The sequence below is a fragment of the Klebsiella sp. V115_8 genome (assembly GCF_029967715.1).
Classification (GTDB): Bacteria; Pseudomonadota; Gammaproteobacteria; order Enterobacterales; family Enterobacteriaceae; genus Klebsiella; species Klebsiella quasipneumoniae.
The window spans coordinates 194784-210085 of the sequence record NZ_JASCAR010000001.1; the positions used below are offsets into that span (position 1 = coordinate 194784).

General features: G+C 55.6%; 9 protein-coding genes. All 9 read right to left on the bottom strand.

Annotation, left to right across the window (positions count from 1 at the left end; all coding sequences use genetic code 11):
* Nucleotides 1-9 precede the first annotated feature (9 nt).
* On the bottom strand, nucleotides 10-1773 hold the full coding sequence (tssF, locus tag QLG03_RS00950) for a type VI secretion system baseplate subunit TssF (RefSeq protein ID WP_282473554.1): 1764 nt from the start codon (nucleotides 1771-1773) through the stop codon (nucleotides 10-12).
* A gap of 133 nt (nucleotides 1774-1906) precedes the next feature.
* A complete protein-coding gene (locus QLG03_RS00955; RefSeq protein WP_255987886.1) occupies nucleotides 1907-5302 on the bottom strand; it encodes an ImcF-related family protein in 3396 nt (1131 codons plus the stop codon).
* Between the two features lie 105 nt (nucleotides 5303-5407).
* Nucleotides 5408-6553 (bottom strand): hypothetical protein, encoded by a 1146-nt coding sequence (locus QLG03_RS00960; RefSeq protein WP_102006249.1) that lies wholly within the window; start codon nucleotides 6551-6553, stop codon nucleotides 5408-5410.
* A gap of 119 nt (nucleotides 6554-6672) precedes the next feature.
* Nucleotides 6673-6936 (bottom strand): PAAR domain-containing protein, encoded by a 264-nt coding sequence (locus QLG03_RS00965; protein WP_072413362.1) that lies wholly within the window; start codon nucleotides 6934-6936, stop codon nucleotides 6673-6675.
* A gap of 87 nt (nucleotides 6937-7023) precedes the next feature.
* Nucleotides 7024-8001 carry a hypothetical protein gene (locus QLG03_RS00970; RefSeq protein WP_255987889.1) on the bottom strand — a complete coding sequence of 326 codons (978 nt, stop codon included), beginning with the start codon at nucleotides 7999-8001 and terminating at the stop codon, nucleotides 7024-7026.
* Nucleotides 8002-8214: 213 nt separating this feature from the next.
* Nucleotides 8215-9057, bottom strand: coding sequence for a DUF6396 domain-containing protein (locus QLG03_RS00975; RefSeq protein WP_282473555.1), 843 nt, complete (start codon nucleotides 9055-9057; stop codon nucleotides 8215-8217).
* A 265-nt stretch (nucleotides 9058-9322) separates the two neighbouring features.
* On the bottom strand, nucleotides 9323-10594 hold the full coding sequence (locus tag QLG03_RS00980; RefSeq protein ID WP_282473556.1) for a DUF6396 domain-containing protein: 1272 nt from the start codon (nucleotides 10592-10594) through the stop codon (nucleotides 9323-9325).
* Entirely contained in the window at nucleotides 10594-12465 is a 1872-nt protein-coding gene (locus tag QLG03_RS00985; protein ID WP_255987894.1) for a phospholipase, read from the bottom strand. The genes QLG03_RS00980 and QLG03_RS00985 overlap by 1 nt, the downstream gene beginning before the upstream one ends.
* Nucleotides 12462-15161 carry a type VI secretion system Vgr family protein gene (gene vgrG, locus QLG03_RS00990; RefSeq protein WP_110237376.1) on the bottom strand — a complete coding sequence of 900 codons (2700 nt, stop codon included), beginning with the start codon at nucleotides 15159-15161 and terminating at the stop codon, nucleotides 12462-12464. Before vgrG ends, QLG03_RS00985 begins: the two co-directional genes overlap by 4 nt.
* Between the last annotated feature and the right edge of the window lie 141 nt (nucleotides 15162-15302).

Sequence of the window (15302 nt, forward strand, 5' to 3'; positions counted from 1 at the left end):
GCTGCGCCATCAGCCGGGCAGGCGCAGACTGTGATTCTCTTTCCACCGGATACATTTCCCTTCAGGTTGAACAATGAGCGTCAGCTGGATGAACTGATTCATATCGGCATACAGTGCGAAAAAGCGGTTGAGCATGTCGCCAAACAGATGGACATCCCCCATGCCGGTAAATCCACTGCCGTCGAGCGTCACTTCGATATCCAGCCCGCGCAGCAGGAATCCCTGTTCGAAACGCTGAATTCGGTGATGGCTGACCGCCAGAATAGCGTCCAGACGACGGTTATTGAGCTCATCCTCCCGCCAGTTGTAGAGCGACAGCGTACCGCGCAGTACCTCGGCGCTGCTCATCATGTTGAGAAAACGGGTGCCCAGATGGCTCATGACCCGCCAGTGGTAGCGGTCTTCCGCCGGGGGATATGCCGGCAGCGTGGGTTTACAGAGATTACGGACGGTAAGCGGCGTGGCTGATATCGACTCACAGCGATCCAGCAGCGTGCTCTGTAGCGCCCGGCGCGGCAGCTGGCCGTTAGTGCCGGTGATGCGCAAGGAGACCGTTTCCCGCTCCAGCGCCCGGTCGGCCTCCCATTGTTGCCCGCCGAGGATAAGCCAGGTATCGTGCATGCCGGTGACGCCCCGCTTGACGCGGGTGTGGTAGTAGCGTTCCGGCGCATGGCGACGCATCATCCCGCCCTGGTGACGAAAGCGGGTGAAAGGCACATAGCGTGCCTCCCCGGTGCGCCCGGAGCCGGTCACGCTGTCAACAGAATAGATTTCGGTATGCCCGTCCTGCAGGCGCTTCGGACGCAGGAGGTATTCGCTCTCCAGCCCGCTGATGGTTAACGGGTCAGCCTCAAGGGTAAACAGGTTAATCACCGGCACACAGTGCAGGCGCAGGCTGCTTGCGCTGACGGGCAAATCGCTTTGCCAGACCTCGCTGAACACCACCTCAAGCGTGAAATGCGCTATCCCCGCCGGTAGCGTCATGTTTTCCAGACCATTTAGCTGCACGAACATAAATTTTTCGCGAAAGGTGAAGTACTCGAGCAACAGCTGATAGCCGCTGAAAGCGCTCTCCCCCTTCGGCCATAAACGATCCTCCTCGCTAAATCCCCCCGGCGAAAAATAGCCGTCCAGACTTACCCGCTCCGCCTGCCCTGGCAGACGCAGGTACAGCGCGGCCTGGCGTCGGGTCAGCCACAGATGAAGAGCGCTGCCGGTAACGGCGTCTTCCCCCAGGTACAGCGGCAGGCGGCGGAGATCGGTCTGCGACCAGTCTGCCAGCTCGCTACAGGCGAATCGTAGCCGCAGGGCCGAACGTCCGTCCGGCTCTGCCATCATCACCGCCTCCTCTATCGCCAGCGGGTTAAGCGTCAGATCGCGGGTGGTTCGGTACCGGCACACGGTATTTTTCGGCCCCAGTGGGCGGGAGCTTATTTCAAACCCGGCGGGCACCGTTTCCGCCATCTTCATCGCCGGCAGCGTTGGGGTCAGCGCCACGATCGATAGCGATGGAATGGTGCGCAGGTAGTGCGGCCACAGCATGCTGACCAGCCCCTCGGTCAGCTCCGGCAGATCATCATCAATTTTTTCGCGCAAGCGACCTACGGAAAAGGCAAAGCCTTCAAACAGGCGCTCAACGTAAGGGTCCGGCGTGCCGGCTTTATCGAGATCCAGCATCGCCGCCCCGTCGGGGTGAGCCTGCGCGAACGCTTTTGCCGCCTCACGCAGGTAGCGCATTTCAGCGTCAAAATATCGCAGGGTTAAATCGTCCATTATGACTATTCCATTATTCGTCTTCAGGGAGACACGCAGCATGGCTGCGCGGGCAGATTCGTTTACCGCCGGGGGCCATGAGCAGAGGCGGCCCGGCGTCGCAGGTCAACGCCAATCAGTGAGGGAGGCGGTTTCAGTATCCCTCTTCGCCGGGTATATCGTCGGTCAGCGGAACACGCTCAGCAGGCGCGCGCACGCTGAATATCGTCTCCGGTAGCGTAAAGTTTCGCAGGGCCAGAAGCGCCAGCGGTCCTTCCCCCGACTCGGTGCGCAGGGTGTAGTTCAGCGACAGACCATCCGGCGCTTTCCAGCTCAGGCTCCAGCTGCTGCTCGTTCCGGGGTAAGCGCTGACCACCGCCTTATCCAGCAGGCGGATCCAGCCCCAGGCCCCCTGAAGATCTGCATACTGGCGGGTGCCCGCCCGGGTGCTGATCCAGCTCAGACTGGCGCCCGGCGCTTCGGTATCGGCGGGCCAGCTGAACCGCCGCCAGGCCGGCATCTGGTTCATGTAGACAAGTTTCTGGCTGTCGATGACCAGCTCCGTCTGCATCACGCCATCCGCGGTGCCGGGGCGTAGCGCAAAATGCAATCCCGCTTCGCCGTTGGCGAACGCGACGTCGGAGAGATGGCTCAGGGTATTCATCGCCTGCAGAAAGGCCGGGTTAAACGTCAGCCCCTGGGCATTGATACTGTCCGCCATCCAGCGGCTCCCCTCTTTATGCAGTACGCCGTTTAGCCGGGTCTGCAGAAAGCGGGCGATGCGTCCGGTCTCGCTATTGAGATATTTTGCCAGCAGCGGCAGTGAAACTTCACTGCTGGTATTTTTAAAGGGGTAGCGACCGCCAAAAGCGCTATTCCAGTCCTCCACCACCGCGCTGCGCCACTGGGCGTTGAGACTTTCCGCCGCCGGGGTCAGCACCTGCTGCCAGGCCTGCTCCATCGGGCGAACAAACAGCGTCTGCCCAAAACCACTCCACTGCTGGCCCAGTCCCGCCGCCACCAGGCTGCCGTAGTCGCGCGTTTCGGTTAGATCCACAGCCTTGCCCTGGAACACCGTCTGCGCAAGCAGGCGCGTCATCGCCTGCGGGTCGGTGGCGTTGGTGACCTGCTGCAGGCGCAGACGCACCTGGGTGACGCGGGTCAGGAAGGTCTGCAGGCTAAGACGGCTGGTGGGCGTCCCGCCGTCGCGATTGTCCAGCAGCGCCAGTACGGGCCCGAAGGTTGCATCCAGAGGACCGCGCGCGCCGGACTGCTGATCGATGGCGGGTGGGTTGTCACGGTTGAACAGCTGCCTGGCCGATTTGACCAGCGAATCGGCGATGGCTTCCCCGGTCTGGCCGGTTCGCCCCTGCACGCTCAGGGTGTTCATCAGCGCCACCAGCGGCGACTGGCGCACATCGGCCATCAGGGTCAGCTGGTCGATGGCATCGGAGAGGGTCGCCGCGCGCTGCCAGCGCAAACTGTTGAGAAAATCCAGCCAGGCGCCGCTAAAATCAGCGAAATAACGCTCCGCCAGCCGGGCTCGCAGAGTTTCCGGCGACGTCGACTGCGCGGCAGGCTGCTTCGCGTCGCTCAGCACCCAGTCCATTTCATCGCGGCGTTCCGCGACCACTTTCTCAATGGCCGGCTGCACCGTCTCTTCCCAGGCTTTCCGGCTGAACATCCCCGGCACCACCTCATCGGTGGTGAACAGGCGCGACGCGTCTGTGTCGCCGGTCATGTCCGCCAGGTGCAAGTCCGCATACTGGTTCGCCACCTGCGCGAGCATCTTCTGATAAAGCGTGGACTCACTGTTGCGCTGGCCCAGTTGGCGAATTAACCGTGTGCGCGCCTGGCTGACCAGACCGTCATCGACAGGCAGACGCCACTGCGGATGCGACGCCAGGCTGGCAGCGTAAAATGCCAGTAGCGAAGGACCGCTGCCCTGCCAGACGCCGTCGGCGATGCCTGAGCGCTGCGACCAGTCCTGCATCAGCGTGGTAGCGAACCACGCGGCGCCCATTTTTTCCGGGCGGGTCAACATCAGATATTGTTTCAGTTGTCCGTAAGCGGTTTTCGTCATCTTCTCTCGCAGCGGGCTGTCCGGCGGCAGCTGTGCGAAGGCGTTCAGCTGCCGCTGAAGGTGCTCCGCCGCCGCATCGCGCAGCAGCGGCTGCGCCCTCTCTCCGTAGCGCGGAAACAGCGCCGCCAGCAGGTCATCATTCTGGCTGAGACCGCCGCGGGCATACCACGGCGCGCCGTGCTGCGAGCGGTATTCCAGTTGAGAAAGCGTTTTCTGTAACGCGGAGAGCGCATGCAGGCGTACGGCCAGCGACTGTTTCTCCGCTGAGGCCTGCCGCACCTGCTCCTGTGCGATCGCCACCAGCTCGCGGTTGGCGATAAAAGAGACCAGCAGAGTGGCGGCCCAGAGTAACATCAGGGCGACGGCGGAGGCAGAGACAGCTCTTCGCCAGGGAAAGCCGGTCTTTCGTGCTTTTAAGCCGGATGCCCTGAGAGATTCCAGTAGCACGTCCCAGCGTTTATCGTGGCGCCAATGATGCTTCAGGCTGTGCGACGCCTGCGGCGATGACGGGCTGAACACAACGCCGGCTAACGGTAACGCACGATGAGGTTCCAGAAACGTCGACAGGGGAACACTAATCCGCTCCGGCTGCCGCGTGAGTTGGTCCGCCAGACCCAGAAGAAAATGATGCTGCGGGTTACCCGTGACCTGTTGTACTCCAGTCTCTAACAGTCTTGAAGGCAACGCCGACAGTAACTGGCGCATCTGCGACGACTGACAGTCTGGCGGGAAGAGACTGCCGACAGATTGCACGATGCGCCCGGCCTGATCATCCGCCTGGGGATGCAGCGACCAGACATACAGTGGTACAGCCCACCCTAGCAGTGAGAAACGTTCAGCCAGATCATGGGCAATGTTATCTATATCCTCCATGGACAACAAAGCGGGGGATGCGTGCTGATTGGCTGCGGGCAGATGATCAAACGCAGAAGTGACCCACACCAGCCCATTCACAGGGGGGCGAAAGCGTTTACGCAAAGCAAAAAGCCAGTCATTATCCGACGCGCTCTGGGGTTCCCCACCCCAAAGCAATAATGTGTCTCCATTCTCCTGCCAGTACTGGCTACTCAGGCCCGGTGCAAGGCGTTCAACATCCGCCACGCTTCCCGTGAGCATCAGAATGGTCATTTTGCCAGCCCCAAAGCGACCATACTGGCGACGCAATGTCTGCCTCATCTCAATAACGGCGCGGTGACTCTGGGAAGCCGGCTTCAAATGCTGACCACTTGTCAATGGCGCCCCCTGCCCCTTCAGATGGCGGCCGAGTATGAACTGCACAATACGGCCGCCATAACGAAAAAGCAGAATAAGGATCCCTAAGCCCAGGCAGAAATAGAGTTTCGCTTGCAGCGTATTCAATCCAATCTTGTCGCCATAGTGATATATCCCCCACAACATTGCGCCAGCTATCAGCATCAGTACCCCAAAACGGCTACCTAAGCGCAATATGCTATCCGTTGCATTCATCCTTATTTCCTGCAGTAAGAAGATTCGAGAAAGATTCAGACCCACCACCAGGGGCTGATATGACCGTCTGATGAGATAGTGTGTAGTCACGTGGCTTGCCGCCTCTCAGGCAGCGCGAACGGGCCTGGCCTGGTGAAGCTCTGATGATAGTGGTAAGGGGGTGATCACCGTGGCCCATAATGGTTGGTTGGCAAAACCGTCGCCACTCACAATGAGTTGAGATTTATCGTCACCGCACCGTACGATTGCTCCAGCGATCGCGACCCAGGGTGCTGCGACGCCTGGATAACCCAGGCTACTGTCCAGGTTGTAGAGATCACGACCGATATTGATCGGGCTCGACAACGCGATCAATCCCGTTGCGATGGGCTGATGATAGTTCATCTTGATACCCACCAACCAACCGGCAGGCACGGCCTCCGCGGGTAACGCGGCCCAGTCAAACGCGCGCGCAAAGGCATAATGAAACGCCTCGTGGCTTATCCCCTTCACCTGCTCTGGTCGGTGGAGAAGCGCCAGTGGCATAAGATCCGCCGCGACCTGAGGACTGGCAAGCAACAGGCTAACCACCGTTTCTGCCGTTCCCTCAACCTGTTTGGGAGCAACCTGTAGTGCCACAATCAGCATCAGGGATGGCTCAGTCATCGGCTGATCCAGCCAGTGGTCTATCATCTGCAGCCCTTTGCCTTCCAGATACGTCACCGGTTGCCGGATGTGACTGCTCGCCAAACACTGGCGCCAGATCGACTGTATCTCGCTGACGGACAGACTGCTGTCGCTCTCTATGATTAATGACAGCGGTATCTCTGCAGGAACAGATGCCAGTACAGAAGTCAGCTCATTCAACGTATTGCTCATGATGCGCCTAACCAACTGTTCGGGCGTTTCGTCGCCGATACGTATCAGCCGACTATGTCGTATACCTTCGTCACTCCACCAGGAAGGCTGCGTTTTTAAAGCAGGAGTATTGTTTCGTAATGCCTCTCGCTGCCCCTTACCATCCCGATCATCCGGGAGACGTAATGCGGTGTGTAAGCTCACGCCCAGGATTGCCAGGTGGCGCCGCCCTCTCTGGATTTCACGACTCAAAATCTGTTCACGATCGTTATCCCAGCCATCAGCCATTGACTGTAACCCTTTATACCAGGCGATACGCAACGCCAGCAGAATAAGCCAGAGTAATGCCGGTAATATCAACGCCGTTTGCCAAAAATCCGCGGTGTTTATTTGGAGTTTATCTGTATTGCTCATAATGGCCCAGCAGGTGCCTGCTGCCAGCCAACACAGCAAAAACAGCAACCAAACCCACCACACCGGTGCTCGAGGCCGTTGAGCAGGCGGGGGAATACGTTTTAAATCGACAGGCATCGTTAGCGCACCCTGGCTTGTGGCAGGCTCGACAGCAATATGCAACCACAAGCACAACGGTGGCCATGGAACGCAACCGGTATACCATGATCGCTAAAAGTGGGGTGCCCTTCGGCAATCACCGTCGGACCATGGCCTTTGATCGGACAACTGACGGGATCGCCCAGCCGCGCCACGCCGATACCACAAAATTTCATATTACTGGAACCACGGAGCACTTTCCCGCCCCCGGTATGCGTATCGCCTGTACGAATAATTCCTTTCATAACTTTATTTACCTTGTAGCATTTAAGGAAAATAAATAGCTGCGATAATTAGCAATTTTTTGCGCAGCCATTTTCTCAATATCAGAGTTATAACGCGCGAGAAAATTTTTCCAGCTTAAGCAGACTTAAAAGTTCGGAATCGTTTAGATGGAAAATCAGTTCATCCGGCAGACGACGATAGAAATCTGGCAATTCAGTCAATTGATAGAAGAAATTATTTTCATTGAATTCTTTAATCCTTGTGAGTTCGGGCATCAACTCCATCATCGGCACATCCGCAGAATAACCATGCCGAACTTTAGCGAGATTACTCATTTTTTTGATGCAGCCTTCACATCCTTCGTTAATGCCTTTTTCCCACAAACGATAGGCATCTACTCTCCTGCCTTCCATATCGGCAAGCAAGCCAAGATGATCATAAGCCTCTGCATAACCTTGCCCTACCGCACATTCCAGTAACTGCTTACCTAATGGGTGCAGTTCCTGAACCCTGACAACAATAGTTCCCCCTACTGCTGACATGGCCTGTGGACTACCACGCTTGATGGCTTCAGCATACAAGTAGTACATTGTTTCATAATCGCGACCAAACAAATACGACGCATATTTATAGGCAGCAATAGGGATGCCCCGAGAAACGAGTTCGTGGAGTTTGGTGGAAGCAACCTCTATCGGAGTCTCCGCACTCGGATATTTTATTGCCCAGACACTATTTACATATGCGGCCTTCCAGCTTCCGGCTTTTATTGCTGTTGCAAGCAGTCCTTCACGTTTTTGCTTATGTTCAGGACTGTTCCAGAAACCCTTTATTTGATCTCCCTCAGAAGTATACTGAACCAGTTCACTGAACACCTTTTCAGCAATCTTATTTTCTTTAGGTGTAAATCCAGACGCGTCATGGCAGACAAATTTCATATTCTGAAAATACTTCATCAAACCCGGATCAGGATTTATTTGCCCAGCCGAATCCACCCACTTCGGAGAATGATTAAAATCTTCTAAATTAGACTGCCCCGCTGCTATTCCTGAGAAGAAAATAAAAAAGCCGATTAAAAATTTACGCATATGATTTGTCCTTAAATTTATAGGTATTAATGCCAGCGATAACTCGCCGTAAGAGGAGATTTATGCCTCGCCCGTCAGTCGCCAGAACACTAGCTCTCTCCCCGCAGCTATTTATCGCGAAGCGAGCAGGAGCGCAGGCGGACAAGATTTTTTTTATCCAACGGTATGATGTCTCCCTCGCGGAAGAAACGGATGGCACGTTCGTTCAGCCCTTTACGGAGCCGCCACGCTGTCCTTCTCAAAGTCCGGTGACGTCGGCAGCGGTCTGCCCGTTGCCGGGTTCAGCTGTTTCGCTTTCGCAAGTTTCTCTATCAGCGCTGCATCAGGCACTGGCGGCGGGATATTGGCCTCCCATTCCTCCAGCCACTTCAGCTTGCCGTCCCACTCCGGCAGCGGCGCCGGCGGCAGCGGCAGCGGCACGATATCGTTGATTTCCGGGACGACAGGCTGAGCCCATGAGTATTTCGCCAGCACAGCGCCTATCTGCTCATAACGACGGGCACGCTCCGGGTCTTTCTCCAGTGCCAGATAGAACAACCTGTCCATTGGTTCAGGTCCGGAAAATCCGTGCATCAGGAAACCGGCTGAGGTTGAATCTCCCGCTGCCACACCCAACTGGAATGCCTCAGTTGCCTGCTGAAATCGCTTATTATTTTTCAGGTTAACACCCAGATCACTGGATACTTCTCTATCTCCCTGTTCAGCAGCACAGCGACGCATCTGACGGGATATATCCGGCGCAATATCAATCGGAGCGAGTTTATCCCCCACATACGCCTGCGCCTGGGGATTCCCCTCATCTGCCGCCTTACGATAGTAACGCAGCGCCATCTCCGGGTCCTTCGCCAGCCCTGCCGCACCGTGCTCCAGGAAAATGGCAATAAAGTAATAACCGGCAGCAACCTTCGCATCAATCAGTTGCTGACTCAGGCGCAGACGTTCATGGCTGCTCAGCGCAAAGCGCCCGCGCAGCGCGCCATTCTGCAGATTAATACTGGCTTTATAATGACCGTTTTCCGCCGCTATCCGGTACAGACGGGCAATCTCCGCATCCACCGTTTTATCCCGGTTAATCAGATTATTTTTTTGCCGCCAGCGGGCGTATTTAAACAGGACATCGGTATCAGCAGACGCCTCAGGAATAATCTGGTGTTTACAGGTAAACGCCAGGGCGGCGCTTATATCGCTCAGCGGCTCTGATGATGCCTCCTTATGGGCGCTCTTCTGGTCACAGCCTGACAGCAGCAGGCTGCCCAGCACTATCCATGTCGTTATCCCTTTCATTCCCTGACGCTCTCCTTTTCCTTTTCATCTGCAGAGCTTATGCCTCGCCGACACGGCGCCACACCGTCTCCTGCGCTTCCACGACCAGCCTGTCACGCAGCGGCCAGGGACGTGGCCGAACGAAGGTCACCTTTTCCACCGGCATGATGTCCCCCTCGCGGAAGTAACGGATGGTATATTCACTCATCCCTTCACGGGGCCGCCACGCCGGCTGCCAGTAGCCGCTTTGCGGGCAGGGCTCGCCGCTGCGGCACTGCAGCCGCGCCACGCTGTCCTTCTCAAAGTCCGGTGATGTCGGCAGCGGCCTGCCCGTCGCCGGGTTCAGCTGTTTCGCCTGCGCCAGTTTCTCTATCAGCGCTGCATCAGGCACTGGCGGCGGGATATTGGCCTCCCATTCCTCCAGCCACTTCAGCTTACCGTCCCATTCCGGCAGCGGCGCCGGGGGCAGCGGCACGATATCGTTGATTTCCGGGACGACAGGATGGGCCCATGAGTATTTCGCCAGCACAGCACCTATCTGCTCATAACGACGGGCACGCTCCGGGTCTTTCTCCAGTGCCAGATAGTACAGCCTGTCGGTCGGTGCCGGGCCTGCAAATCCTTTTTCCAATGCATAGGAAGATGTTTCATCACCAGCAGCGACTCCTAACTGAAAGGCTTCTACAGCCTCCTGATATTTCTGATCAATTGTTAGCATAATTCCTAACGAATTAGCCGCTTTTCCCTCACCTTGTAGGGCCGCGCATCGAAACATCTGCATGGCTACCTGAGGAGCTCTTTTGGCCGGAAATAGTTTTTCGCCTAAAAAAGCCTGCGCCTGAGGATTCCCTTCATCTGCCGCCTTACGATAGTAACGCAGCGCCATCTCCGGGTCCTGCGCCAGTCCTGCCGCACCGTGCTCCAGATAGATGGCAATAAAGTAGTAGCCGGCGGCCACCTTCGCATCAATCAGTTGCTGACTCAGGCGCAGACGTTCATGGCTGCTCAGCGAAAAGCGCCCGCGCAGCGCGCCGTTCTGCAGATTAATACTGGCCTTGTAATGGCCGTTCTCTGCCGCTATCCGGTACAGACGGGCAATTTCCGCATCCACCGTTTTATCCCGGTTAATCAGGCTATTTTTTTGCCGCCAGCGGGCATATTTAAACAGGACATCGGTATCCGCAGACGCCTCAGGAATAATCTGGTATTTGCAGGTAAACGCCAGGCGGGTATTGATATCGGTTAGCGGGTTCATCGGCGCGTCCTTGTGGGTATTGTTCTGGTCACAGGCGGTCAGTAACAGATAACATACAATTAAAAGTCTTTTCATCAGTCCAGATCGCTCAGTGTTGATTTGTTGTACAGAAACTTAATCAGTGGAGCTTCAGGTCTGTCTTTTCCTGTACCCTGTAGTTTTTCATTGGTGTTAATAAGATATCCCCAGGCCTTAAAAGCATCCTTCGCCTCATCCTGCCCCCCTCGTCCGTTAGTATGCATATTCCATAACCGCCGTCGTAAATCCCGCGTCACGCTGGCCCATTCATGGGCAATATTCATTTCACTGTCCACCTGCATACTGCGCGTGTTGATATTTGCTGAACCGTGGGTGGTAAATACATCATTCACAATCATCAGCTTCGAGTGAATATATACCGGCACCCATTCCTCCGGTGGTGAGTCCGGAGCCACCAGCGAGCAGATATGAACCTTCAGTCCGGGGCGTTCCTCCGGCAGGATTTCACTGCTCTGAATTTCATCGGCCTTCTTTTTAAAATCAGCAATTTTCTCACTCATCTCGCGATTACGTTTATTGATATCTCCGGGGTCGATATAACCAACAGAACCACCGAACGTTGCGTTGCTGAGTTGTCCGATCTTACGCAGTTTTGTCACTTCAGGGATAATGTTTGCCCGACCCAGCACCTCAAGCATCCGCTGGGTATTCACCGTACCCGCCCCAATGCCTTCATCGGTTACGTTAGTCACAACAAACAAATGCAGTTCGCGTCCCACTTTACTCTGCCTTTCCGCAACCTGATTAATTAACTCTGCCAGCGGCGGCCAGCGAAAATACTGATTTTCGATATAGATAAACTGCGTCGCATTATTTACGGCCTGCAGATAAAGCGTTTCAATATCATGCTTTCCTGCCTGCGCCTGAGTGCGCAACAGTTGCGCCATCACCGGCGTACCGTGTAGCGCACGCAGTTTCAGCTTTTTCGCGATGGACACGCTATCACGAATAGTCAGCAGATCCTGACCGGTTTCCTTCTCCCACGCCATGGCAAAATTATGATGCAGATGCTCCAGAATTGGGCCGGTTACCCGACTGGAGATATCCTGCCGCGGCAGCTTACCGTTAGCGCCTAAGCGGGGATCCATATTGTTGCCCGGGCGAAACAGTGCTGAATGTTTATCCGTATCCCAGTACTCATCAAGCATGTTGTGACCCATAACAAAACCAACCGCAGACTCCGGCAGTTCATAATCAACCAGCACCGTTTTTTGATGATGGGTCACGGTACCAGCAAGAGTAAGCAACGTGTCAGGGCTGATATCTGGATCAAGCGCCATATTCGCAGCGCGATAGGCAATTTCAGCTCTCTCCAGGAAATTAAACCCGCGCCCGACAAACAAAGGAGAAAGGGAGCTTAATTTTTCTTGTCGTTGCGCTATGGGTGCGGAAGCAATTTCCGCTATCCCGGCCTGTCCCTTTTTTAACTGATGATCGGACCATTCCCCTGACAGAGAATACTGACTGAACCATTGTCGGTCATAGGCATAACGTTCATCCGTAGTACTTTGGCCTTTCCGGTCTTTATAGCGAATAGCTCCCTTACCTGGTAAGTTGGCCTCTCCTCCCCCACCGGCGGCATTACAGGGCATTTCCCAGCCCAGAATACGCACCTGCACTTTCTTTTCTTCCGCAATCTTACAAAGCAACTCACCGATGCACAGCGACTTACCATCACGAATAAAATACATCGAAGGCTGAAATCCCCAGCAGATGATATCCACCGTTTTTTGTGCGTTCGCGATGGCATGATAAACAGCGGCAAAAGCCTCCTCACCATTCACCAGCGGTTTGTAGGTCGCCAGCGCCGGCGGATATTCCGTATCCTGAACAAACCAGGGCGCGGTAATCATGCACTGGCTGGTGTCAACCGTCGCAACGGGTACAACAATATCGGGCTGGCTCATTCGCTTTTTTCCTTATCACCGGGGCCATCAAGCAGTTCGGCATACAGACTACGATGCTCTGTGTGTGAGGCGGGGGGATTAATATCAGCATCGGCCTGTGAGGTATGGTGGTGAAAACCGCGATTAGCGAGTTCACCCTGCTCAGGGCGACTGTACGCTTCGGCAACAGGTATCTGATAGCTGACGCCATTAGCCATCTCCAGCTTGTAACTTCTGGTCACGACCTGGTGATCGACTGATATCTGACCTCTTTCATCCAGTACCCCTTGTTTCAACAGTGCGCCATCGGCATACAGGGTATATGGCATCCCGGCCCAGCTGCTTTCCGACGCATTTGGCGACTGCGCCACGTTCAGATTCAACGATTGCCTTACCGTGGACTGAAGCGGCGGATAATCTGGATGATCGGCCTTCATGCTGGCGGGTCCGCTATAGGAAAAATCCGCGGCTTTGACGTCGACATCACCGCCAGTACCGAGCTCAATCCGATAGGGATCGAGCGTGATATAGCTTCCTCCAGCGTTAATGATGATTTTTTTCTTTGCCACAATGTGAATTTCGCTATCAGTACTGACAATCTCAAGATCCTTGCGCGCCAGGAGCTGCAACTGATGGTTTTGCGCCTGAATCGCCACGGGCCCCTGATTGGCGATTAATTTCATCCCCAGCTTTCGGACAAACAGGCTAAGTCCTTCCCCCACACCAATAAACAGCCGTTTCATTACGCCCATATCGGCATTCGTCCCGGCATTGATCATCAGATTGCGACGTGCGGTTAGTTGCAGATGCTTGCCACTGGCGAGAGCCACACCATTTGGTGCGCTGAGCACGGCAACCGCCTCCCGTAGCTGATCAATTTGCTCACGCATAAAAGCTAATTGTTGTTCAACCTGGGCAGGGTCGGCATTAGCCGACTGGGCATCACGAGATAGCGAGTCCATCTCATCACCTGCCTGCTTAAGCCTGTCCAGGGTACCCTGCATTGCAAGTATCTTGCCGCTGGCGGTTGACTGTTTATCTGCAGTGATAAAGATCCCTTTCCCAGCCCGTATCGCCCCCCATTTATCGGTCCGGAGCTCAAACCCCTCGCCCCGCAACTCCCTCTGCGCATCCACATTATGCCCCAGGTTGAGCTGCGTCTTGCCGCCGTAATCGGTGCTGAGCTTGATATGCTCCTCGCCGCGCTTGTCCTCCATTCGTAGCTTATTATTGGCCGGAGTACGAATCACATTGCGGGTGCTGTTTTTCTCCGTCACAGGGTCGACATGCCGCGAGTCGTGCAGCGCATGCGCAATGTACGGCCGGTCAGGATCGCCTTCGTGGAAAGCAATCGCCACCTCCGTGCCCTGGACCAGCGGGAAGTGAAAGCCGTACACGTCGCCGCCGTAGGGTTTGGCGAGACGCACCGGCATGCTTTCCTGACCCTGCCCTTTCTCCTCTCTGTCAGCGTCAAATTTCACCCGGTACAGGCCGGACGCATCCTGCCAGGCGTAGATATCATTCGCCTTCGCGCTGGTCACCCGCGCCGTCATGGTGCCAGTCACCTTCGGGCGCGGCAGCAGCGGCGGACGCCAGCACAATGTTTCGCTGTAGGGCACCGCCAGCAGGGACACCCGCAGCGCCTCCCGGCGGCTGGCGGTAAAACCGGTGCCGGTGATTAAAAGCGGATCCTGCACGGGCGCAGGCAGGGTCGGTGGGAGGCTGTCGGTAACGGTCAGCACCTGGGCCGGCGTCAGCCAGGCTGCCGTACTGCTCGCGGTAATCAGCGTCTGGCGAGCGAGAAAACGCTCATGGTCGAGACGGGCATAGAAGTTGGCGGTCTCCGCCTGCGGGACGATTTTATCGCCCCGCTCCCGGTGGCGAAGCTTATAGTGGTATACCTCTCCGTAAGTGATGCCTTCACCATTTCCCCGGGTCATATCCGCTGTTGCCGACTGGAGAACGCTCTGCGCATCGCGGGGGTTATAATCCCGGGTAGTGACGTTCGCCTCTACGACGTTATGCGTGATGCTCAGACCCCATATCGATTCCGTACCGCTGTCGCTCATCCCGGACGGGCTGTTTACAGGAAGTGTTTTATCGAACATCAGCGCCCGCTGCGCGTCGGCGAAGTTGACCACTTCGCTCTGGGCCTCTTCCTGCAGGGTGAAGAAATAAAATATCCCCACCTCTGCCAGCAGGCGCTGGATAAACGCCAGGTCACTCTCCTGATACTGATTAATTTGCTCGCGCCGCGGATAGTGTTGCTTGAGATTAAACTCATACTCCCAGTCATGCAGGTGATGTTCCTGCAATACCTGCTCCACCACTTCCGGCACCGATTTATTGACGAAGAAACGATGGGTGCGGAACTGTTTGTCCAGCAGCGAGAGGAAGGGTTCGAGGGTTATCATGTACTCTGCCTGGTCGGCAGAGCCACTGATACGCTCAAAATGCGTGACCACGCCATGCACCCGTTTGCATTCGGTCAGGCTCTGTAATATGCCGCCGCCCATCGTCAGCGTCGCCGGTTTGCTCAGTAACTGGCTGGCGTCGATATTTTTATCCGTGCTGGTGAAATAAATTGTCCAGAGATACGTTTCACTGAGTTTTTCTTCACCGCTGAATTCTTCCACATCCAGCGATGCAGTACATGACGGAATATCCAGCTGGTAACGGTTGAGGGTGGTGCCGGTAATTATTGAAGAGGTATCCATTATATTCCTGTTTTACTCCGCAGTAATGACCATCAAACATCGATTAACAGGCCATACGGTTTAATTTTGTTTAATGATAATCATCTCATTCTTCATAAATATATTTAAGTGCATATCGATATATCAGATACCCCACCAGGA